At 44.0% G+C, this 23,491-nt stretch carries 22 protein-coding genes; 18 read left to right on the top strand and 4 right to left on the bottom strand.

Features of this window, described 5'->3' with window-relative positions; genetic code table 11:
• The first annotated feature begins 10 nt into the window (after positions 1-10).
• The 6 genes from AB5N96_RS05005 (at position 11) to AB5N96_RS05030 (ending at position 5,972) form a co-directional block, all read left to right on the top strand.
• Positions 11-505: a VanZ family protein gene (locus tag AB5N96_RS05005; RefSeq protein WP_499704850.1), complete on the top strand. Its 495-nt coding sequence runs from the start codon at positions 11-13 to the stop codon at positions 503-505.
• A gap of 61 nt (positions 506-566) precedes the next feature.
• Entirely contained in the window at positions 567-770 is a 204-nt protein-coding gene (locus AB5N96_RS05010; RefSeq protein WP_204590157.1) for a hypothetical protein, read from the top strand.
• Positions 771-807: 37 nt separating this feature from the next.
• On the top strand, positions 808-1,455 hold the full coding sequence (locus AB5N96_RS05015) for an SDR family oxidoreductase (protein ID WP_392455689.1): 648 nt from the start codon (positions 808-810) through the stop codon (positions 1,453-1,455).
• A gap of 96 nt (positions 1,456-1,551) precedes the next feature.
• On the top strand, positions 1,552-2,889 hold the full coding sequence (locus tag AB5N96_RS05020) for a 3' terminal RNA ribose 2'-O-methyltransferase Hen1 (RefSeq protein WP_499704851.1): 1,338 nt from the start codon (positions 1,552-1,554) through the stop codon (positions 2,887-2,889).
• On the top strand, positions 2,886-5,462 hold the full coding sequence (locus AB5N96_RS05025) for an AAA family ATPase (protein ID WP_499704852.1): 2,577 nt from the start codon (positions 2,886-2,888) through the stop codon (positions 5,460-5,462). The genes AB5N96_RS05020 and AB5N96_RS05025 overlap by 4 nt, the downstream gene beginning before the upstream one ends.
• Positions 5,463-5,786: 324 nt before the next feature.
• Complete coding sequence (locus tag AB5N96_RS05030) at positions 5,787-5,972, top strand: hypothetical protein (RefSeq protein WP_204590154.1); 186 nt, start codon at positions 5,787-5,789, stop codon at positions 5,970-5,972.
• A gap of 50 nt (positions 5,973-6,022) precedes the next feature.
• Here AB5N96_RS05030 and nfsA read toward each other — a convergent pair whose 3' ends face one another.
• Positions 6,023-6,754 (bottom strand): oxygen-insensitive NADPH nitroreductase, encoded by a 732-nt coding sequence (gene nfsA / locus AB5N96_RS05035; protein WP_499704853.1) that lies wholly within the window; start codon positions 6,752-6,754, stop codon positions 6,023-6,025.
• A gap of 181 nt (positions 6,755-6,935) precedes the next feature.
• Here nfsA and AB5N96_RS05040 point away from each other — a divergent pair, with 181 nt between their 5' ends.
• From AB5N96_RS05040 to AB5N96_RS05060, 5 genes are all read left to right on the top strand, one after another.
• Complete coding sequence (locus AB5N96_RS05040; protein WP_204590202.1) at positions 6,936-7,466, top strand: NfeD family membrane protein; 531 nt, start codon at positions 6,936-6,938, stop codon at positions 7,464-7,466.
• A gap of 12 nt (positions 7,467-7,478) precedes the next feature.
• Positions 7,479-9,041, top strand: a complete 1,563-nt coding sequence (floT, locus tag AB5N96_RS05045; protein ID WP_499704854.1) for a flotillin lipid rafts scaffold protein FloT — start codon at positions 7,479-7,481, stop codon at positions 9,039-9,041.
• Between the two features lie 369 nt (positions 9,042-9,410).
• The gene (locus AB5N96_RS05050) at positions 9,411-9,674 is read left to right on the top strand and encodes a hypothetical protein (RefSeq protein ID WP_499704855.1); all 264 of its coding nucleotides are present in this window, start codon (positions 9,411-9,413) and stop codon (positions 9,672-9,674) included.
• Between the two features lie 117 nt (positions 9,675-9,791).
• Positions 9,792-10,649, top strand: coding sequence for a nuclease-related domain-containing protein (locus tag AB5N96_RS05055; RefSeq protein ID WP_499704856.1), 858 nt, complete (start codon positions 9,792-9,794; stop codon positions 10,647-10,649).
• Between the two features lie 364 nt (positions 10,650-11,013).
• Positions 11,014-11,475, top strand: a complete 462-nt coding sequence (locus AB5N96_RS05060; protein ID WP_204590148.1) for a hypothetical protein — start codon at positions 11,014-11,016, stop codon at positions 11,473-11,475.
• 184 nt (positions 11,476-11,659) lie between these two features.
• On the opposite strand, the gene AB5N96_RS05065 is transcribed toward AB5N96_RS05060, so the two are convergent.
• Positions 11,660-13,192 (bottom strand): FAD-dependent oxidoreductase, encoded by a 1,533-nt coding sequence (locus AB5N96_RS05065; RefSeq protein WP_499704857.1) that lies wholly within the window; start codon positions 13,190-13,192, stop codon positions 11,660-11,662.
• A gap of 165 nt (positions 13,193-13,357) precedes the next feature.
• On the opposite strand from AB5N96_RS05065, the gene AB5N96_RS05070 reads away from it, so the two are divergent.
• The 4 genes from AB5N96_RS05070 (at position 13,358) to AB5N96_RS05085 (ending at position 19,514) form a co-directional block, all read left to right on the top strand.
• Positions 13,358-14,809 (top strand): circularly permuted type 2 ATP-grasp protein, encoded by a 1,452-nt coding sequence (locus AB5N96_RS05070; RefSeq protein ID WP_392455703.1) that lies wholly within the window; start codon positions 13,358-13,360, stop codon positions 14,807-14,809.
• Positions 14,802-16,688 (top strand): alpha-E domain-containing protein, encoded by a 1,887-nt coding sequence (locus tag AB5N96_RS05075; RefSeq protein WP_392455704.1) that lies wholly within the window; start codon positions 14,802-14,804, stop codon positions 16,686-16,688. Before AB5N96_RS05070 ends, AB5N96_RS05075 begins: the two co-directional genes overlap by 8 nt.
• A gap of 233 nt (positions 16,689-16,921) precedes the next feature.
• A complete protein-coding gene (locus AB5N96_RS05080; protein WP_499704858.1) occupies positions 16,922-17,710 on the top strand; it encodes a 3D domain-containing protein in 789 nt (262 codons plus the stop codon).
• A 427-nt stretch (positions 17,711-18,137) separates the two neighbouring features.
• Positions 18,138-19,514 (top strand): MATE family efflux transporter, encoded by a 1,377-nt coding sequence (locus AB5N96_RS05085; RefSeq protein WP_204590143.1) that lies wholly within the window; start codon positions 18,138-18,140, stop codon positions 19,512-19,514.
• Positions 19,515-19,528: 14 nt separating this feature from the next.
• On the opposite strand, the gene AB5N96_RS05090 is transcribed toward AB5N96_RS05085, so the two are convergent.
• Both AB5N96_RS05090 and AB5N96_RS05095 read right to left on the bottom strand, forming a co-directional pair.
• Positions 19,529-19,693: a hypothetical protein gene (locus AB5N96_RS05090; protein ID WP_204590142.1), complete on the bottom strand. Its 165-nt coding sequence runs from the start codon at positions 19,691-19,693 to the stop codon at positions 19,529-19,531.
• A gap of 54 nt (positions 19,694-19,747) precedes the next feature.
• Entirely contained in the window at positions 19,748-20,356 is a 609-nt protein-coding gene (locus AB5N96_RS05095; RefSeq protein ID WP_204590141.1) for a hypothetical protein, read from the bottom strand.
• A 163-nt stretch (positions 20,357-20,519) separates the two neighbouring features.
• Between AB5N96_RS05095 and AB5N96_RS05100 the strand changes: the two genes are divergently transcribed.
• The 3 genes from AB5N96_RS05100 to AB5N96_RS05110 all read left to right on the top strand — a co-directional run bounded on the left by AB5N96_RS05100 (position 20,520) and on the right by AB5N96_RS05110 (position 23,467).
• A complete protein-coding gene (locus AB5N96_RS05100; protein WP_338032445.1) occupies positions 20,520-21,104 on the top strand; it encodes an RNA polymerase sigma factor in 585 nt (194 codons plus the stop codon).
• Positions 21,085-21,876, top strand: coding sequence for an anti-sigma factor (locus tag AB5N96_RS05105; protein WP_499704859.1), 792 nt, complete (start codon positions 21,085-21,087; stop codon positions 21,874-21,876). Before AB5N96_RS05100 ends, AB5N96_RS05105 begins: the two co-directional genes overlap by 20 nt.
• A gap of 202 nt (positions 21,877-22,078) precedes the next feature.
• Positions 22,079-23,467 carry a copper amine oxidase gene (locus AB5N96_RS05110; protein WP_239584876.1) on the top strand — a complete coding sequence of 463 codons (1,389 nt, stop codon included), beginning with the start codon at positions 22,079-22,081 and terminating at the stop codon, positions 23,465-23,467.
• Positions 23,468-23,491: the final 24 nt, after the last annotated feature.

A 23,491-nucleotide genomic window follows, 5' to 3' on the forward strand; every position in this document is an offset into this window, starting at 1 on the left:
AGAAGTTTATATGCGAACATTAACACGTGGTGCACTTTGGGTGACCTTTCTAGCTTACTTAGCTGTCATTGTTCAGTTAGTCGTATTAAAAGAAATGGATGCTCAAAGTGCGGTTACCAATATCTTTGAACGGGAACGCCCAAGTGAATGGACCACCAATAACTTCACATTGTTTGAAACCATTCGTTTGTACTGGAACGATTCACGAATCCCGTGGACAGTAAGGCTTTCTAATTTAGCAGGGAATGTCATTGGATTCTTGCCGTTTGGCGTTTTATTTCCTCTACTGTTTCGAACGAAGCCTTATTTACTTATAACGGTGTTCTTTGGCTTTTTATTCAGTCTTGGCCTTGAACTTGCTCAGTGGTTTATGGCGGTTGGAAGTTTTGATGTAGACGATCTGCTTTTAAATACTCTAGGGGTATTGTTAGGATACGTTGGTTTTCGGATTATAAATTGGTTACTCCCGATTCGTACATATATATACCAACAAAATAAGCGGTAAGTCCTTTGAGTTGTCCTAGCTGTAAGAGCTATGGTAGCGTAGAACAAAAGGTGGGAACAACATGAGATGTACTAAAAACCTTCTCTATGGAGCAGGAATTTTCAGTGCATACTTAGCGGGTTTGGGCAGTCTGTGGGTGGCTACAAAATCTAGCGCACCCATACTCGACCATCCGTTGATGGCACTCGTGATTCTTGTGATTGCATATTTTGCTATGGAGAAATCGGTGACGCATCTAGCGAAAAAGAGAAGTTGGAGCTGTTGATGTTGCTGTGAGATCGAACAAAAAGGAGAGATTTCACATGAAGGTATTTGTAGTTGGAGCAAACGGACAGGTTGGACACGAACTCGTTCACACATTACACAAAGACGAACATCATGAAGTCACTGCAATGGTTCGAAAAGAAGAACAACAAAAAGAATTTGAAGACAAAGGGATTCACAGTGTACTCGCTGACCTAGAAAGCACGGTTGAGGATTTAACTGATGCGATGAAAGGGTACGACGCAGTTATCTTTGCAGCAGGTTCAGGCGGAAGTACAGGGCAAGACATGACGCTCTTGATTGACTTAGACGGAGCTGTAAAGACAGTTGAAGCAGCAGAGCACGCTGGCGTGAAACGATACGTCATGTTGAGTGCATTTGGTGTAGGCGACCGTAGCACGTGGAGTGACGAAATCAAACCGTATTATGTGGCGAAGTATTATGCAGACCATCACGTGGAAGAGTCATCGCTTGATTGGACGATTCTACGACCTGGTGCCTTAACAGATGATGAGCCAACTGGAAAGTTCGCCGCTGGAAGTGATGCAAAACCTGGAGACATCACGCGTCATGATGTAGCACATGCATTAGCACACGTAGTAGGCGATTCATCCACTTCAAGAAAATCAATTGAACTCGTAAATGGAGACCATTCATTAGCTGACGCGCTAAAAAGTGGGCTATAAAATTAAACGAAGATAACTAGTAGCCAGTACATCATGTGCTGGCTGTTTCTTTACATAAAATGGGCTATACTTATAGAAAAAAGGAGGCGCCGACCTATGCAATTACGCATTCGTACAACTTCACCACACGCCAATGTACTCACTCATCTTTTCGCAAAACATCCAGGGCGCCGTCATGAACGCCGAGAAAAAGAGCAGTCTGTTCGTTTTACTTATTTAAAAGCAGATGAAAACCAAGTAGATGCACTTATTTACGTCGAAACCGATCCGATGTCGTGGACGAAATCATCGAATGGCCCTATGGATATCACGCATTACATACATGATCGAAATATCGTCACAAACACCGTATTTCTTTCGCTTATTCGTACCACACTAGGAACAGCGCTAAATGGAAAAGTAAAAGAAGAATGGACGGAGTGGGTAGAGTACAAGTTTCCATTCACGATTACAGTAGGTCCTGTGGCAACGGCCATGCCGATAACAACTGTATCGCAACTTTTCGAGTCGCTGGGATACACGGTCACCTATACACATCCACCGGAGGAAACTGTGTTAACCGAAGTAGCTCGTAAGTCTGTTTTTTTATTGACTTTAGAAGGAACTGTTTCGTTGAAAGAACTTCTCTCACAGCTGTGGATTTTATTACCGGTTTTAGATGCCGACAGCCACCACTTCCTCGATAACGATCAAATTGAAAAATTGAAGCGATATGGTGCAGGATGGCTAGACACGCACCCACTTCGTGATGAAATCGTGCGGAAGTATTTGAAATTTCCAGGATTGATTGAACAGTTCATTCCTAAACGGTCTGGCGGTGATGAATCGCCACGTTTGAATGATGCGCGTTATGACTGGATTGCAGAACAAATCGATGCACTCCGTGTGCGTTCTGTTGTGGATTTTGGAGCAGGAGAAGGGAAGCTTGCTGAACGACTTGCTTTTGTTCCTGGGGTAGAGCAAATTTGGGCGGTTGAACCATCTGCACGAGCACTTAAAAAAGCGCAAAAGCGTTTTGAAGCGTTGACTAATCGAATTGGTTGTTCAGTTCCGGAAGCGACATGGGGCTCATTGTTCTACTACGACGCGCAGTGGAAAGACAAAGGCGCTATAGTGTTATGTGAAGTCATCGAGCATATCGAAGAAGAACGTTTACCAAGCATCTTCAATACAATCTTGCACGATTACTTCCCAAAACAATTGATTTTGACCACACCAAACCGCGAGTACAATACCGTGTATGGCCTAGAAACATCTCGGCATACCGATCATCGATTCGAGTGGACGCGTTCTGAATTTCAAAATTGGTGTGAACAAATGAACCTACACACTATTTATACCCTCACATTTTATGGCATTGGTGAACATCATTCTGATTTCGGTTCTCCGACACAAGCGGCCATATTTACACGAAAGGAGTGGACACGTGCATGACCATTCAACTTCCGAATGCAGGGATTGTTCTGTGCATTGGTCCATCCAACAGCGGAAAATCCACTGTCCTTAAGCAATGGGTTGCGAACCGCATCATTTCGCAAGATGAAATCATCAGTTCCGATCAGTGTCGCCTGCAAGTCAGTGGCACATTGTTTACACCGACCACACACGCAGACGTTCAAAAACAGGCGTATTTGAGAGAAGAGTACGCACAAATTTCAGAGCAAGCCTTTCACTTGATGGAAACGTTAGCAGAGGCTCGATTGAAACTCGGTAAACTAGTGATCATTGATGCGACAAACCTTGCTACTCTCGACCGAGAACGTTACCGGAAGCTTGCTAGTCGTTATCATCTTCCCTTTTACGGTTTACTGTTTAACGTTTCAGAAAGTGAGTTATTAACTAGAGATGCCCAGCGTGAGCATGCAAGAGGCAAACGCTGCGTACAATCTCAAGTACGACAACTAAAAAGTGAAATGAGAAAAATTGAACGCGAAGAATTCGATGCGCTGTATATAGTAGAGTCAGGGCGTGAAGAAGTCACACGAACAAGTTCTCCGTTTACGCTTCCGCTTGGCGATGGTTTAGATGTAATCGGAGATATTCACGGTTGCATGGATGAGTGGTTAGAACTGCTTGTGAAACTAGGCTATCAACAAGGGAAAGACGGTCTATATCGTCATCCGGAAGGCCGCAAGATTTTGTCGCTCGGTGATATCATGAGCCGTGGACCGAAATCACTTGAAGCGATGTTGTTCTTTGAAGCGCATATCCAAGCAGGCCTCGCATATATGATTGATTCGAATCATGGGTGGAAAATTGCACGCTGGCTCGATGGTCGAAAAGTGACGCTTGCCCATGGAGATGAGAACGTCGAAGAAGAGTTCATGGCGTATGAGAATCAATATGGAAAAGACAAGACAAGTGTGTTGAAAGCACGTATGAAGAAGATGCTTCTCGATGCTCCGTCTCATTATGTGATTGAAGAGGAAGGCATTCCACTAGCTGTTGCGGTTCATGCAGGTATTCGTGATTCATTTATTGGAAGGCATTCCGAACGTATCGCAGATTTTTGCCGCTACGGCCCTGTAGTTGGTGTTGAGCAAAACGGAAAACCAAAACGAGGAGACTGGACAATCGACCATCTACTTCCTGTACTTGTTGTGTTGGGGCATGATCCTCGTCCTGTACCTGTTGAAATTCAGCGCACAATCAATATTGATCAAGGGGCTGTATTTGGCGGTAAATTGACGGCCCTGCGTCTGCCATCAAAAGAGATTGTGCAGGTGGAAGCAATAGACTATGCCAAGTCAGCGATCAACCCGCTTGAAGAGTGGTTTGAGAAACGCTTGAAGCCACCTACGATTCAAAAATGGCTGGGTGGGTTTACTGCTAAAACAGAGCGTGGCGCGATTCGAATTGCGGGCCAGCAAGTCAAAACGGCACTCGATCATTTCTCGCACGCTACACTTCCACTTGAGCAGCTCGTCTATCTACCACCGACAATGAGTCCTCCTCCGGTATCTACGCTTCCAGACTATTTGGAACATCCAGAAGAGGCGATTGCGTATTATCAAGATCTCGGAATCGACCGCTTGATTGTTCAGAAAAAACACATGGGAAGCCGCGCAGTGATTCTCGTATTCCGTTCGCAAGAAGCTGCTTTGAAATGGACAGGTTATGCCGATACTGTAGTTACAACTTCTCGCACAGGTCGTGATTTCTTTGATGGGGACCTAAAAATGAAAATGCATGAACGGATTCATGACGCTGTGGTGACCGCTGGTTATTTCGAGGAATTGGAGACCGAGTGGATCCTACTTGATTCAGAAATTCTTCCGTGGAACGTTAAAGCAGGCGAGCTAATTGCGAGTGAATATGCGCATGTGGCGAACGCCGCGATACTTGACCGTGCCTCGATTGCAACTACTCTGTCTGAGGCGGCAACTGTTGATGTGAACGATTGGCAACAAGAGGCAGAGAAAGGCTTACGCGATGCAGAAGCGTTCCGAAATGCTTATGCACCCTACATCTGGAGCGTCCAAAATGACGATGCCATTCAAATTGCTGTTTTCCATGTTCTTGCACATCAACATGAGCTATTAACATCTAAACCACACTCGTGGCATATGGAACAGAGTCAGCGTTTAGCAGATGCTAGTGAATTATTTGTAGCGACTGAGTTCCGATTGATTTCCGGAGAACAAGGAAAGCAAGACGCCATTCAGTGGTGGCATGAGCTGACAGATGCTGGGGGTGAAGGGTTTGTCGTGAAGCCTCTCGACTGGGACGCTTCATCTTCCACTGATCGTCCGGTTCAGCCTGCTATGAAAGTACGCGGTCGTGAATATTTGCGCTTGATCTACGGCATGAATTACTTGGAACCGGAAGTGCTTGCATATGTGAAGAAACGCGGACTAAAAAAGAAACAACAAATGGCGCTTGATGAATATGCTTTAGGTTTAGAAGGCATTCAGCGTTTCATTCACCAAGAGTCGGTGGAGCGAATCCATGAATGCGTACTTGCAGTGATGGCGATTGAATCAGACCCTGCAGATCCTCGTTTGTAAAAATTTAATTGAAACTGTAACGAAACATCCTCTTAAACGTACTGACATAGTATAGAAACATTGGTGGAGTATAGTATAGGAAAGTGAAGCAGGCTTGTTGACATGAAAGTTCAGAACCCACTTCGCGTTTCCATGGGAGTACTTCCGAATCTCCTCTTGGTTACCCAAAGCTAGCGCTTTGCTCCCCTCTGCGGGGCTTCGGAAGCACTCTGATCCATCGGAAGTCTACGTGGGTTCTGAAATTTCAATAATGCTTCGATAACGAATCGAGCTTTAAATCAGTCGCTAGCACTATTGTTTGTAAGGGGTGAGAGGATGTACAGTATGTTTACAGATATATGGGGCAGCATTAAAGAATTCATGACACTTAGCATGTATTTTGTCATTGGATTTTTAGGTATTATCGGAATCGTCTATATGCTGACGCACTTATTTACAACGGAAACTACATTTACAGCACTCGACAATCACATTCGCGTAGTTTTTGAAACATTAAAATATCGTCTATAGAAAAGCAGCTTGCCCGATCAAACTTGGACAAGCTGCTTTTGCTGTTGCACCTACTTCATTTCATAGCCTTGTTTTTTTAAGAACTCCGTGATTTCCGCGCGACGTGGTGCTTTTAGGAAGTCTGCCATTTGTTTCGTCCACGTTGTAGACTTTTGATTCGAACTTCTGCGTGCATAATATGCCTTCATTGTTTCGTCATATTCCGGAAGCAAAGTGGCATACTTTTCAGCGTCATAAACGTTCTCATGCAAAATTGCTTCGACAGGTAGACGCGGTTTTACTTCATTTTTTTCATTTGGAACACCTACAGTCAATCCGTAAACAGGGAAGACACCTTTCGGTAACTTCGCCAAATTACTGATTTTCTCCAAATTACTCCGAACCCCTCCGATGTAACAGATGCCGTACCCTTTCGACTCGGCAGCCAGTGCCAAGTTCTGTGCCAAGAGACCAACGTCCGTCACAGCTACGATTAGTTGTTCTGCGAGGTCATAAACAATAGGTTCTCCGTGCATCTTACTCGCTTCTTCAAGTCTGCGATAATCCGCGCAAAGTAAAAATACAGCACCTGCCGTCTCCAGTTGATTCACGTTACTTGAAAGTTGCCCGATCTCTTTACGCATGTCTTGATCTGTCACCCAAACAATACTGTAGGCCTGGACGAAGTGCGACGTAGCTGCCATTTGAGCCGCTTCGACAAGTTCCACGACTTGTTCTTTTGTTAACGGTTGATCTTTGTAGTCACGAACAGATGCATGAGCTTTCATTAGTTCCAATACCATCAGCAGAACACTCCCTTTTGTAAAAGTCTCTTTTATAGTAGCATTGTCTAAAAAAACGTGTTCCCGAAAGAATCGGAAACACGCAATTCACTAATTATTTTGTGTAAATTTGAAACCTTCAGAACAGCAGTGCGTATAGTAGGTGACCACTAAATATGACGAATATTGGCAGGTGATGAAGATGGAGATTTTCGGCTATTCAATTGAACAAGTTTACTTCTTTGTTTTGATTGTAATGGCAGCTGTGACGTTCTTATATTTGTTCTTTGGTGATGTGACTGAAGCGATCGGGGAAGGTATACCATTCCTGCACCCGACACTCATACTCGCATTTGTGACACTCACGTCCGCCACGGGGCTTATCTTGGAATGGTACACAAGCTGGAACAGTTTAGTGATTTTATTCGCAGCTATGATCATTGCGGCAATCTTAGATGCGCTCATTTATTTCTTAGTATTGATTCCGCTGTCGTCTGCTGAAGCATCTCTTGCGTATACGGATGAAACACTTGCTGGTCAGGTCGCCACTGTCATCATCCCAATTCCCGCCGATGGGTACGGAGAGATTATGATCGAAACCGTTAATGGGAATCTCGCCAAGCGTGCCACGGGACTTGAAAATGAAGAGATAGAGTTTGGAAAGACCGTGCTAGTCGTCGAAGTGGAAGATGGGACGTTTTACGTCAAAGAATATGAACCAATCAAATTATAGGGGGAAACACACATGGGAATGGAATTATGGATTGTGCTTGCTGTTGTCGCATTCGTCTTGCTATCAATCATTGGAGTGTATGTAGCGAAGTATAAAACAGTAGGTCCAGATGAGGCGTTAATTGTTACAGGTAGTTACTTAGGATCAAAGACCGTTCACACAGACGAATCTGGAAATCGTATTAAAATCATTCGTGGTGGCGGTACATTCGTGTTACCAGTATTCCAACAGTCTGAGCCACTTAGCTTACTATCGAGCAAACTAGAAGTAACAACACCTGAAGTCTATACGGAGCAAGGGGTTCCGGTTATGGCGGACGGAACAGCCATCATCAAGATTGGTGGAACGATTCCGCAAATCGCAACTGCTGCTGAGCAGTTCTTAGGAAAAACGAAGGAAGACCGTGAAAACGAAGCGAAAGAAGTTCTAGAAGGTCACTTACGCTCAATTCTAGGGTCTATGACAGTAGAAGAAATTTATAAAAATCGTGACAAGTTCTCTCAAGAAGTCCAGCGCGTCGCTTCGCACGACTTAGCGAAAATGGGTCTTGTCATCGTATCGTTCACAATTAAAGACGTTCGCGACAAGAACGGCTATTTAGAGTCACTCGGGAAACCACGTATTGCGCAGGTAAAACGTGATGCTGATATTGCAACAGCCGAAGCAGAAAAAGAAACACGCATTAAACGTGCGGAAGCTTCAAAAGACGCGCAACGTGCAGAGCTTGAGCGTGCGACTGAAATTGCAGAGTCTGAAAAAGACAACCAGTTGAAAGTAGCCGAGTACCGCCGAGAGCAAGATATCGCAAAAGCACGTGCTGACCAAGCGTATGAGTTAGAAACGGCGCGTGCGAAGCAGGAAGTTACCGAGCAAGAGATGCAAGTTCAGATCATCGAGCGTCAAAAACAAATTGAGCTTGAAGAAAAAGAGATTTTGCGTCGTGAGAAACAATACGATTCAGAAGTAAAGAAAAAAGCCGATGCAGACCGCTACGCAATTGAGCAAAATGCAGCCGCTGACAAAGCCCGTCAAATGGCAGCAGCTGATGCAGAGAAGTACTCAATTGAAGCTCGTGCAAAAGCCGATGCTGAAAAAGTCCGATTGGACGGGATGGCGAAAGCTGACTCGGAACGCGCGCAAGGGGAATCAGAAGCAGACATTATCCGCTTGAAAGGTCTTGCAGAAGCTGAAGCAAAACGTAAAATCGCAGAAGCCTTCGAACAATACGGACAAGCGGCTGTCCTCGACATGATCGTCCGCATGATGCCAGAATACGCGAAACAAATCGCAGCTCCACTTGGCAACATCGATAAGATTACGGTTGTCGATACAGGCGGCGGTGAAGGTGGCGGCGCAAACAAAGTCACTTCATACGCTACAAACTTGATGTCAACATTACAAGAAACATTGAAAGCTTCTTCAGGCATCGATGTAAAAGAAATGCTTGAAAACTACTCGGGTAAAGGCACGATCCGCCCAAGCCTAGACCGCATCTCAGATGGATTGTTTGCTGAGAAATCAGAAGCAGCCGGAGAAGAGAAAAAAGAGCTTCAGCCTTCATCTTCGGAGAAGTGATAGTGTCAACCCCCCCAAGCCGTGGCGAGCTGGGGGGGTTATTATGGGGAGTGGGAGTGGTTAGGCGAGCGAGTGGGCGGTTGGGTGGTTGGGCAATTAGTTTCCATAACATGACTTCGGTAGAACAAATCTGAATTCGGTAGAATAAAATTGGATTTGGGTAGAATAAAACCCGATTTGGGTAGAATAAATCACGGATTCATCCGATGAACGTCCGCTCACTTCTTACCACTGAGATTCCACTGACCACCAGTTAGTTATAGCTACCCAAGCCCTTACTAGAAAGATCTACCCCCACTTCAAAAAGCTCTTGCATTTCAACTAGGTTCCACCTACAATGAGAAAAACTACCAATTGAGGTGTCCGCTAGTGCTCTTTCACTTGCCAATTATAATTGCGATCGTCTTATTTGTTGTTCAAGCCCATTTTGGTCTGAAGCACTTTCTTCGCGAAACTGTTCTCTTTGCTGTTGTTTACACGATTATTTTGTTTTCCTATTTCAGCAAACATGATCTAGTAGTTGTTCTCTACATGTTTCTTCTGATGTTTTGGGCGATTGCAATTTCGACATTCTGGCAGCGTAATTCATGGCGTCAATTTATGAAAAAAGGAGAGCTAGATTATGATAATTAAGGAGGAGTCTATATAAAAATTTACTCGCCCCGACCTGAGCGTAAATCGCTCGCATACCTTGCAGCGCGCCTTCCAGTACATCATCCCAAACACCTTCACTTGCAAAATTCTTTATTTATGCGCGGAGCTGGAGAGAGTGGGGAGAAGGAAGTACTCACGTATCTACGAGAATCTCTTCATAAAATTCCATCCTATGTACTCCACAATTTCCACGCCCGTATCCCCAATCAATTCGCAATTCAAATCGATTATTTAATAATCACGCATCACTACATTTTGATGATTGAAGTGAAAAATATAAAAGGACGTATCACTTTTAGACAAAACCCTCCTCAACTTATTCGCGAACTAGATGGCGAAGTCTTAGCTCTGGATTGCCCTTTTTCACAGCTCGATCGAAATTTACTTCACTTTAAAAAACTTCTCGGTCAAACACAACTGCCCATTTATTCGATGGTTGTTTGGGCAAATCGTTCAGCAAACCTTGAAGGTGCTCCGTCCAACTCACCTCACAAACTACTCTTTCTCAAACAACTTCCCCACTATTTAAACCAGATAGAAAAATTACCAAAGCAGGACGTTCAATTAGCTAGTCTTGTAAAGCGACTCAAGTCTAGAGCAACGCCATTTTATATCCCCTCTCTTTGTGAAAGGCACGGTATTACAGCAAGCGAGCTCATCCAAGGTTTGATTTGTTTGGATTGCTATACACCTATGAGGCTTCACGCTAGGACTTGGGTTTGTCCGAAATGTAGGGTGAATAATACTCATATGTTGGAAGAGAACATTTTAAATGTGTTTGATTTGTTAGGAGATAGCCTTCAGATGAAGGAACTCAAACAACTTCTTCCTTTTTTATATTCAAGAAATTTAGGCAACTTGATGAGAACAGGAACGATTAAAACTAGTTCTGGAAAAAAGAACCGAATTTACACGTTACGGCGGGATGACAAAGTAGATTGGATAGAAACGTAGTGAATGATGAAGGGCTTGAGTGTTAAGGGCTTTCTAGTAAGGGCTTAAGTAATTTATTCTGGACCAGTCATTTTAGTGGACTGGTCTTTTTTGCTGCGGAACTTTAGAGAGGTAGTGTGTAGGTTAGGCGAATTAGTTTCCATAACATGACTTCGGTAGAACAAATCTGAATTGGGTAGAATAAAATTGGATTTGGGTAGAATAAAACCCGATTAGTGTAGAATAAATCGCGGACTCGTCCGATGAACGCCCGCTCAACGCCAATCCTAGCTACTATAACCTGAATGAGTCTCCCGCCCTGCGACTGCCGATTCTGTGCTATACTACAAACTACGAACATTCCATACGGAGAAAGAGGTACCACATGCTTACATTTGAACAAAAACAACAGATTATCGAAACGTTTCCGGAGCTTAAGAAGAAATCGATCTCATTAAAACGTCTCAACTACCACTTTGAAGACAGCCAATACGACAAAACAATCGTTGTGCAACAATTGCACCCGAATGGCAACGGATATGTATTCGTTGGAGATGGCGGACCGTACGAAGCGGACGAGCGTGGGCTTGCCAACATTCGTGAAGCGACAGAAGATGAGCTGCGCGAGATGATCAACTACTCGATTGCGCTACTTTCTACTAAAGAAGCTACAGACGATGAAGAAGCAGCGGACCAAGTCTGGACTTCAAAAACAGGTGGAGAACTCAAACTTGTTCAAGAAGACGATCTTTGGAACATCTACCACGGTTTGAACTTAGAAGATAGCTTCGAGTCTCAAGAAGCAGCAATTCTCTATTTAAAAGAAGAAGGCTTTAAGCGCAACTAAAAAGTGCAGCTCGCGATGAGCTGCACTTTTTATTATGCAATTGAGTGGCGTTCTCCACATCTAAATCGGAATCGAGTTGCGCCTCCTAGAAATCCCGCAAGAAGCCATCGCGGCCCATGAAGCAAAGAGCGCTCCACGGGCCACGCTGTCATCTCGCACAATTTCTGAACAGTCGGCTCCACATCTAAATCTTCGGGTGCACCTGCTCAAGTGGCTTAGTTGCCGGGCCCTCTATAACATCCCCGAGGTAACTGAAGCGCGAACCGTGACATGGGCAGTCCCATGAACGTTCGGCTTGGTTAAAGGCGACGTCACAGCCCATGTGTGTACAGGCTGGCTTTAAGAAAGTCACGTGGCCGTTGTCGTCTTTGTAAGCCGCGAGTTTTTCGCCTTCTACGCGGACAAGCTTTCCATCGTCGAGACCGAGCTCGTCGAGATTTGCTTCTGCACCTGTGACTTTCCCTTTGATTAATTCTTTTGCAACACCTGCATTGTCTTTGATGAAGCTTCCAATTCCCTTAGGTCGCAGTTTTGTACGAGTAGGGGAGAACAGGTCTTCATACGGATTGGCTTTTCCGAGAACGAGATCAGATAAGACATGTGCAGCCGCAATGCCATTAGACATTCCCCACTTTGAAAAGCCTGTGGCTACGAATACATGTGGCATGCCCGTCACCATCTGGCCGATATACGGCAGGTGATCAAGTGGGAGCAAATCCTGTGACGACCAGTTGTGTGTCATTTCCGATGTGCCAAAGTAGCTTGATGCAAAATCACGCAGTTTCGCATAATTGTTGCGTGTGCTTTCTTCATGACGACCGGATACGTGACCCTCGCCACCAATTTGTAAGAGACGCTCACCAGAAGCATCGAGCACAGTTCGAATCGACCGGGTTGGAGACTCCACATTAATATACATCCCCATGTCTTCATTAAAGTTCCCCCGCAATGTCATCGCATAACTTCTCTCAACACGCATACGAGAGAAGTAGAGTCCTTCAAAATCGTTGAATGGGAAATGGCTCGTTACGAGGACTTGTTGCGCATCGACCGTGTAGCCATTCACAAGTTCAACTTGGCTTGGCATATGAACGGTCTTGGCGCGCGAATTCTCATAAAATTTCACACCGGCCTGTTGCGCTTCTTTCACAAGAGCCGCTAAGAAATAGACGGGGTGGAATTGGTATTGATCCTCAAGCTTCAGTGCCGTACGAATCGGAAACGGGAGGTCGGTCTGCTTCGTTAAAGATGCTCCTGGAATCCCTAGTTTTTCATAGGCTTCAAATTCTTTTTCAATTTTCTGTTCACCAGTAGAAGATTCTGCATATAGATAAGCAGGGCGCGTTTCAAATCCGCAATCAATTCCTAATTCACCGGTGACAGATTTTGCCCAATCTATTGCTTGTCGGTTGGCTTCATAGTACTGGCGCGCGTCTTCTTCTGAGAATGTACCAATCAATTCGTCATAAATAAGACCATGTTGTACGGATAGTTTAGCCGTAGTATAGCCTGTTGTTCCGTGCAGCAATCTTCCACCTTCAAGAACAGTTACTGATCGACCGGAATTTCGAAGCAAATAGGCGGCAGTGATACCTACAATTCCTCCACCAACAATGACAATATCAGTTTTGATCGAGCCACCAAGTGATGCGAATTCCGGAATTTGAGGGCCATCAAGCCAGTACGAGCTAGGTTCATTTTTAAAATCGTTCGTCATTTTGAAACCTCCCTAAATAGACTTATTATGGTATCTCTACCCTAGTTTTTATCAACTACACAAATCTCAAACAAATTAGAGAATTTTTTTTAGAGTAGGAACATCGATTTAAGGGTATGGTATTATGTTAGAAATCAGAAAATTAAGACGATAGGAGGCGACACAATGTTCGACAACTACAAAGTGCACCCTTTTTTCGATGAAATGTTCGATACCACGTGCTCCCCGAAACCCCACTACAAAAATTTTCATACGAAACTAATTGAAAGTGAGCATGAAACGCTAAAAGAAAAACATGAACTCGCCCAGCTCTCCTTTTTACGTCAGGGTATAACATTTACGGTTTACCATCAGAATGTGGGGACAGAACGTACCATGCCGTTTGACTTTGTGCCAATCGTCATTCCAAATGATGACTGGAAGATGATTGAAACAGGAATGGCGCAACGCACAGAAGCGCTAAATTGTTTTCTAAAAGATATCTATCATGAAGGGCGCATATTGGATGCTGGAATCGTTCCACGCGATTTAGTTGAAAAGAATGCATATTACTATAAAGCACAAGCAGAAGGTGTGCGTGTTCCGTTAGATAATCATATTTTCTTAGCAGGTATTGATTTAATTCGAGATGCAGAAGGCAATTATATGGTGTTAGAAGACAACTTACGCAATCCTTCAGGAATGTCATACGTCTATCAAAACCGGTATGTCATGCGTCAAGTCTATCCAGAATTTTTTGCAGATGAGCCGGTACATACACTTGAACATCAATTGACTTATCTCCATGAGGCAATGCTTGACCATGCACCGGAAGGGATTGAAAACCCTACGGCTGTCCTGCTGACCCCTGGAATGTATAATTCCGCCTACTATGACCACGTTTTCTTGGCGCAACAAATGGGCATTCATCTTGTAGAAGGGCGCGACTTGTTGGTCAAAGACGGTCATGTTTATATGAAAACGATTCGCGGACTAGAACGCATTCATATCATCTATCGACGAATCGATGATGACTTCTTAGATCCTGCAGCATTTAGGGAAGATTCGATGCTCGGGGTGAGTGGACTTGTTGACGTCTACAAACAAGGCAATGTGGCCATACTAAATGCAATAGGTAATGGTGTTGCAGATGACAAAGCGATGTATTCCTATGTTCCAGATATGATCAAGTTCTATTTGAATGAAGAGCCGATTATCGCCAATGTGAAGACATACCGTCTCGAGGAACAAGAGACACGTGATTGGGTCCTCGCCAATATCCGAGATCTCGTTGTCAAAAATGTAGGGGCTTCCGGTGGGTATGATATGTTGATTGGACCTCAAGCAGATGACGAGTTGATTGAAATCTTTAAGCAAAAAATTCAAGAAACACCACACCAATACATTGCACAACCGACAATTCAACTCTCAAGAGCGCCAGCATTTCAAGGAGAAGAATTTTATCCATGTCACGTGGATCTACGTGTATTTGTCATGCGTGGTAAGGAAACACACGTACTGCCTGGAGGGCTATCCCGGGTTGCATTAAAAGAAGGTTCACTTGTCGTCAATTCCTCTCAAGGCGGCGGTGCAAAAGATACTTGGATTTTAAAGAATGGGGGGACTGCACATGCTTAGTCGTGTAGCGGATGCGCTGTATTGGATGGCGCGAAATATCGAACGGTCTGAAAGTCACTCCCGCATTATGCATGTACATTTAACGCAGATGCTTGAAGCAGGGAATAAAGATATTTTTCAAGAAGAGGATTACCATATCCTATTTGAAGTATGTGCAACAGCCGAAGAGTTAAAGCGCTTAGAAAGTGAAGGAAAGACGCGGGTCGAAGATTTAATTTCGTATTTAACGTATGGGGAAGATAACTTGAACTCAGCACTTAATTGTGTGCGTATTGCAAGAGACAACGCCCGCGTCACCCGCGATTATATTCCCAATGATTTATTCGAGTGCTGGAATCAATTTTACTTGTCGGCGAATCCAATTCCGGACAGAGCCTATTCCATTCATACGATGCGCGACTTTTTCAATGAGACAAAGCAAGCGTCTTATATGGCACAAGGCATTATCGAAGCAGCAATGTCCCGTGATGTGGCATACTATATGTTGAAGATTGGAAAGTGGTTAGAACGTGCCGAAAAAACAGCGCGCATTTTAAATGTGGTAAGTGAACAGACAAGAAGCCGAGAAAAAGAATATGAAGCAAGCGACTACTACTATTGGTCGAGTGCACTTCGCATGGTCAATGGGTATGAAGCTTACTTGAAGTCAAACCCGCCACGCATGGAACCAGCGAAGATTTTATCTTTCTTGATTACGAATCAGGACTTCCCGCGGTCGATTCGCTATTGTATGGATCATGTACGAGAAGCAGTCGATGCTCTTGAGAATGCAAAAGTTGCGCATTATTCTGTGGAACTTTACGAGGCGATGGATGCTCTCCGTCGGGAATTCAATCAAATGAAAATTCAAGATCTAGATACAGATGAGACAATTGGTTTTTTAAATAAATTCCAAGATAAATGTAATCAGATTGGTCAGATTTTCTCGAGAACTTATTACTTAACACAACCTGTTGAAGCACCAACTATCTCACAACACCAAGAACAAAGCTTGCCGCCAGAAGTGAGGAGAAAGACAGCAATGAAGTACAAAATTGAACATACGAACATCTTTGACTACGACACTGTCGTCGATCAAAGTATGAATTCGATTCGTTTGAAGCCGCGTTCGGACGAGTGCCAGCGACTCCTTTCCTATAGAACAGATATCACACCAATGTCGCTGACGAAAGAGCATACCGATATTTGGGGGAACAATGTAGAGACTTTCTTTATTGCTGAACGACATCAACATTTAGAAATCAAATCGACTTCTATTGTAAGTATTCAGCGAAGTCCATTCATCCAACAAATTGATTATTCTCCAGAAATGAAAGACATCTTTCATTCCGACTTGTTCCAAGAACACTATGCAGGCTACTTAGCAAATACCTCTTTCACGTATCTTGAGCCACAACAAATGGATCGCGTCGACCGAGCAATCGGCCTCATGACCAATCCTGTACAATATTCCATTGAAGTCATGCGCTACGTTTATGACACATTCAATTATGATCCGAATGCTACAGACGTCTCAACGAAAGCTTCGGAGTCGTTTGAACTTCGTGGAGGGGTTTGTCAAGATATGGCGCACGTCATGCTAGGAATTTTACGAACGAAACAAATTCCGGCTCGCTACGTGAGTGGCTACTTGTACGTTGGTGAAGACTCTGCACTTGTCGGTGATGCAGCAAGCCATGCATGGGTGGAAGTGATGATTCCCGGAATTGGTTGGGTAGGATTAGATCCAACGAATAACGTGGAAGCACTTGAGAACCACATCCGTATGTGTGTGGGACGCGACTACAACGATGTGAGTCCAGTCCAAGGTGTATACCGCGGTGGAGCTAGTAAAATTGATGTAAAAGTTTCCGTCAGTTTGCTTTCTAAAACCGAATGAGAAATGATGGAAAACAGCTAGTTGCAAGGGATAACCCTTCAACTGGCTTTTTTTTTGCGTATTGTTAGTGAGGGGTCATGTCTGTTATGTGTTTGTCATAGTTGTGGTGTGGTTGTTATGTTTGAGATTTCGCTGACGTGTAATTGATAGCCCCGTGGTACTTTCCTGTCATTGTTCTGCAATGTGGAGGTGGTACGATAGGGGTCGTTAGTGAAAAGGAGGAATTTTAACTTATGAAAAAACAAATCGTTGCACTAACCGCTATTTCAGGATTATTTATTGGCGCAGCCGGTGCGTCTGCAGCCGAACAATCATATACAGTTAAAAGCGGGGACACATTATGGTCCATTGCACAGCAAAATGAAGTATCTGTAGGAGACATCAAAGAATGGAACAACTTAGATTCTACTTTGATTTTCCCAAATCAAGAACTACAAGTCGGAGAACTTGAAACATACAAAGTGGTTAGCGGCGACACGCTCTACCAAATCGCACAGCAGTATGATATCTCAGTGGCCGACCTTAAAGGATGGAACGGCTTAACTTCAGACTTAATCTTCCCAGACCAAGTGTTAGTTGTGGAAGGGAATGACTATATAGCAGCACCTGCCGCTCAGGCTCCAGCAGCGCAAGCTCCTGTAGAAGAAGCAAAGTCTGAGCCAGTTGAACAAACTGAGCAAGCGGCAGCACCACAAGAGTCTCAACCTGTTGAGTCTGCTCCAGTAGAAGCCGCTCAAACGATGACGGTTGAAGCAACAGCTTACACAGCTTACTGTGAAGGATGTTCAGGTACAACAGCAACAGGTATCGACTTACGTGCGAACCCAAATCAAAAAGTAATCGCGGTTGATCCATCTGTCATCCCATTAGGTTCAAAGGTATGGGTTGAAGGATACGGAGAAGCGATTGCTGGAGATACTGGTGGCGCAATCAAAGGGAACAAAATCGATGTCTTTATCCCAGATCAGCAAGGTGCTCTAAACTGGGGACGTCAAACAGTTACAATTAAAATCTTAGATTAATTTTCGAAACCACGGGCTTTGCGCTCGTGGTTTTTTAGTGCTGGTTAGGGAGGGGAGGGGGAGGGGGCTGAAATGGTTTCCATAGTATGACTTCGGTAGAATAAAAAGTGGTTTGGGTAGAATAAATTTCAGTTTCGGTAGAAAAAAAGTCGATTTGGGTAGAATAAATCATACTTTCGATAGATGAACGCTCGCTCAGTCCAAAACTTCTGATCGCCACATCTAACCGTAATCGAGTTGCGCCTCCTAGAAATCCCGCAAGATGCCATCGCGGTCTATGAAGCATAGAACACTTCACAGTCCACGCTGTCATCTCGCACTATTTCTGAACAGTCGGCTCCACATCTAATAGTAAAATATTGCCCTTTCTTTTTCCGGAGATTTTGCTATGCTAAGTAAATGTTTAGCGAGGAAGAAGGAACGCACAATGAAAAAAACAAAACAAACCGGTGACTTAAACCTCTTTCATTTAACATGGCCGATTTTTTTAGAAGTCTTTTTATTCATGTTGATGGGTATAGTGGATACCTTTATGCTCAGCTCCCTTTCAGACGACGCAGTTTCTGGAGTAGGAGCGGCTAATCAGTATATTCATATAGCGATATTGCTACTAGAAGTAGTGGCAGCAGGAGCTTCAATCGTCGTTGCGCAGTACCTTGGATCAAAGCTTTTTAAAGAAGCTTCCAAAGTTGCAGCACTCTCCATCACACTCAATCTTGTGATCGGAATTATTCTCAGCATCGTCTATTTGATTTTTGCCAAATCGATGATGGTTGCGATGAACCTGCAAGGAGATGTCCTGGACTACGCAGTGAGTTATCTATCGATTGTTGGTGGAGCCATCTTCTTACAAGCCATTATTAACTCCTTGTCGGCCGTCATTCGTGTTCATGGATGGACGAAACAGACGATGTATGTGTCGCTTGGAATGAACATCATTCACGTTATCGGGAACTATGTTTTGATTTTTGGGAAATTTGGTTTTCCTGAACTCGGCGTTGAAGGGGCAGCGATTTCTTCAATTGGAAGTCGTTTCTTGGCGATGCTCGTGTTCTTCTGGTTATTTTATAAAGTGATGGATGTTCGCGTTATGTGGCGAGACTATTTCCAGTGGTCAAAAGACTATATTGGAAAAATTCTTCGTATTGGACTGCCCGCTGCGTTTGAACAAATTTTGTACCAAGCTGCGCAAATCGTATTTCTCTTCTATATTACGTACCTTGGTGCAGAGTCACTTGCGGCGAGGCAATATGCGCACAACATTTCGATGTTCACGTACTTGTTCGCGATAGCTATTGGAATGGGGACTGCCATTATTGTTGGACGGTTTGTAGGGGCTGGGCGTTCTGAAGAGGCGTACAGTCAACTTTGGAAGAGTGTGCAATACGCGATGACATTTACTATTGTGGCCGTATCCATAGTGGTCATCTTCCGAGAGTCGATTGTAGGGATTTTCACGGACAATCCTGAAGTCATTCGTCTTGCCGCACAAGTGCTAGTGTTAGGTCTTGCACTCGAAACGGGAAGAACCTTGAATATAGTCATCATTAACTCGTTACGCGCTGCAGGAGATGCACGCTTCCCTGTAATAATGGGAGCTATTTCAATGATCGGTATCAGTCTACCGCTCGGTTATTTCTTCGTTTTTACTTTGGAATGGGGACTAGTGGGTGTGTGGGCTGCGATTGCAATTGATGAATGGACGCGTGGATTGATCATGTTGTTTAGATGGAAGAGCAAAGCATGGAAAAGATATGCGCTCGTTAAAGTGCCAGAAAAACAAAAAGAAGCCGAGTCGTTGTAAACTCGGCTTCACTGCTAGCTGAACATCGGGAATACGTATGAAATCAAGAACCAAAGAATACCAAAGAAAATAATGATGTACGCTGCATATTTGATAAATGTAGCACCGACTAGACCGCTGTCTGTCTTTTCTTCACGTCGAACCTCAACGTGCTTTTCTTCATGACGGTTGTTATCCATAAATAGACCTCCTTGTTTAGGTGTTTACTATGAAATACCCCGCCATGAAAAAATTTAAACGTCGATACGATTCGAATTAATTAGCAACACCAGTGCTGGGCCGGCAATTGGTATGAAGGCCAATGCCTTTGCGCGAGCTTCTGGATAAAAGTGATACACGGCATAAATGGATAGGCCCCAAAGGACGAACCAATCTACTGTCATGACCGATACAAGATGCGACTGTTGGAAAGTTTCCATATAAGCATCTAGTGAAATGCCGTTTTGTAAGGAAATCAAATTGGCGACTGTAATCACAATCAAGAATAGTAGCCATGTTTTTGAGCGTAAAATACGAAGCAACCATTTAGGCGTTCGGATTTTTCGTTCCGGTGGTCGATTTCCGAAAGCAAAATACAAGAGTAGTGAAAACGCACCAAGGCCGAATGAAACGAGCGAGAACGGCCAAGCCGGCCAACGTTTCGTATCGTTGCGAAGTAGTACTGTGAGAAAGATGAGTGGGAAAATCCCTAACGAATTAAATACAGTTAACACGAGGGGATCAATCGCCGCCCAATTTCCTGCAAATACTTCTGTTAACACGGGATCACTGCTGTTGCCTTGCCCAGGTGCTAGAAAAACAGCATAGCCAACGAGTATAATCCACACTACAAAAAATATCATTGGACCACCTCTTTTTTCTTTTCATCATACCCTAAAATGATTCGTGTCACCTAGTTCTAGGAAAAGTGATCCAAATGCAGAGTTTCTGCGTTATCTTATTAATAGTAATACTTTGCTACTTTCCGTTATGATAAGAGGAACTGGAAGTAGGGGAGGGAACTACGTGTCTTTTTCGGATGAAGAGTTGTACGAGCAAATTTTAGCCAAGGATCAACATGCGCTAGAAGAGCTTTATAATAAATATGAACGACTGGTCTATTCATTTGCTTACCGTATGATGCAAGATCAACAACGAGCAGAAGACATCGTGCAAGACGTATTCACAAAGCTCTGGCGTGATCACGCACCATTTGATGCTAGCCGCGGCAAGTTTTCTTCATGGTTGCTCACGATGACACGCAACCGTTGTTTGGACGTGATTCGAAAGTCTGCTAAACAACAAGAAGTCGGATTACTAGATAAAGATGCTGAACGTGTCACGGATACAATGCATGATGCCCCCGAGCAAGCGGTCGAGTGGCAAGAGAAAAGTGATCGTATTCGCAAGGCATTGTCTTATTTGAAAGAAGATCAAAGAAAAATTGTTGAGCTGTTTTATTTTCATGGCTACTCGCAAGACCGTATCTCAAAAGATTTAAATATTCCTTTAGGGACGGTCAAAGGAAGGATACGATTAGCCTTACAACATCTCAGAAAACGATTAGAACCGGAAAGGGGGGAACTTGCAGATGGAACGAGTGATGTGTGATTTAACAATTGATTATTTCAACGAACAACTGACAACGGAAGAGAAGGAAGCGTTTGAACAGCATTTGGCAACATGCGCCGAGTGTCAACAAGAGCTTGCTGAGTGGCAGGCGTTATCAGAAGATTTACCGTACGTGTCGGAATTCACGGAACCGCCAGTGGGAATGAAAGAACGTGTACTTGGGTCAATCTTTGAAGAGACCCCACCAGCGCAAGCGGATCCCGTTGTCCCATTCCGACCAGCACCTAAAGAAACTACACAGCCAACACCTGTAACACATACCTCTAGTAAGAGAAGAGGTACACCAAAATGGCTCCCACTTCTTGCAGCAGCGCTTGTCCTCTCATTAGTAGGAAACGCTTATCTAGGATGGATGGTAAGTGATCAACAACAAACATTAGTGTCGCAAAGTGAAACAGTCGATCAATTGATTGCACTTGTGAATTTGCAACCTCTTGAAGGTGACTCAACAGGAACCGCATCTATTGTCCGAAATGGCGATGAGATTCGAGTGGTCGTCCAAGCATCTTCATTGCCAGAACTAACAGATGAAGAAGTCTATCAAGTTTGGTTAATTGATGAGGATGGTCCAGATCGTGCAGGAACATTTACATCCACAGGAACAGATGGAGCGGTTGTGTATACACTTCCTGCTGGGAAAGATTTCACATGGGATCAGATTGCTGTATCTCATGAACCAACAAAAGATAGTGAAACACCACTTGGTGATGTATTGATGGCTTCTACTATTTCAGCACCAAATGCTAATTAATTTCTTGAATCGCTCATGAAAATGGGCGGTTTTTTCTTTTTGTTATACATTTTGTAGAAGGTTGAAACCCTTATGTATCAAACTTTGGAGAAGGTTGGTCAAAAGAATTTAAAAAAACTTTCAAAAAAAGTGATCCAATCGAATTTCTCTTCCGTTAGCTTGGTGTAAATTAAAAACCCCAAAAAAAAAAGGAGAGATTCACATGAACTACAAAATGAAATCAAAAGCAATTTTAGCGGCAACACTGGCAATGACAATGGCGGCACCGGCGATTGCACTAGCAGATGACCACGGCGATCATTCTTCAATGGGTGGAGCAGTTTCAGATGACATGGGAGTTTCTTCACCAGCATCAGAACTTCGCTCGACACTAACACACTTATTCACTGAGCACGCATTCTTAGCAGTGGAAACATTGAAAAAAGGTGCAGATGGAACAGAAGATTTTGAAGCATTAGCTGGCGCATTAAACGGCAACACAGATGACTTAACAGCAGCTGTCTCTTCTGTATATGGAGAAGAAGCAGGAGCACAATTCAAAGAGATTTGGGCTTCACACATTGGCTACTTCGTAGACTATGCAAATGCAACTGCAGCAGATGACCAAGCAGGAAAAGATCAAGCTGTAGCTGAATTAGATGAATACATTGTAGAGCAAGCAGCATTCTTAGATGCAGCAACTGAAGGACGTTTACCAGCAGCAGATCTAGAAGCAGGGTTGACTGAGCACGTAGGTCAATTAGTCGCAGCGTTCGATAGCTATGTAGCTGGAGATTATGAAGCGTCTTACAATAGCGAGCGCGAAGCAATCAACCACATGGTAATGGTAGCATCTGGTATGGCTTCAGCAATTACTGACCAATTCCCTGAGAACTTTGATAATACTGTAGCTGTAACACCAGCAGCGGATTTACGTGCTAACCTAGACCGTATCTTCACAGAGCATGCCGGACTTGCAGTAATGGCTATGCAAAATGGAGTAGATGGTGACCCTGACTATGATGCATCAGCAGCAGCACTTCTTGCTAACGCAGATGACCTATCAGCAGCAGTCGCTTCAGTATATGGTGAAGAAGGCGGAGCACAATTTAAAGAGATCTGGAACAGCCACATTGGCTACTTCGTAGATTACGTGGTTGCTACAGCAAATGAGGATGAAGCTGGACAAGAGCAGGCAATGGCAGAACTTGACGAGTACATCGTTGAGCAAGCAGCATTCTTAGCAGCGGCTACTGAAGACCGTTTACCAGCAGCAGATTTAGAAGCTGGTTTGACTGAGCACGTAGATCAGTTACTAGCAGCATTTGATCTATATGTAGAGGGCGATTTCGAAGGAGCTTACTCAAACCTTCGTGAAGCTTATGCGCACATGTTAATGCCATCAGCGGCTATCTCAGGCGCAATTGTTGATCAATTCCCTGAAAACTTCCAAGGTGGAGAGATGCCAGAAGGTATGCCAAGTACTGGTATGGGCGGAATGGCTGAAGAAGAAGGTATGGGTGCACAAGGATTCCTACTTGGATCTTTACTAGCAGCATCACTTGGTGCAGCAGCATTCATGACTCGTCGCCGTAAAAGCGAACAGAACTAATCCAGCGGGTTAAGACATGGATCC

The organism is Chryseomicrobium imtechense (assembly GCF_041475995.1).
GTDB classification, from domain to species: Bacteria; Bacillota; Bacilli; order Bacillales_A; family Planococcaceae; genus Chryseomicrobium; species Chryseomicrobium aureum.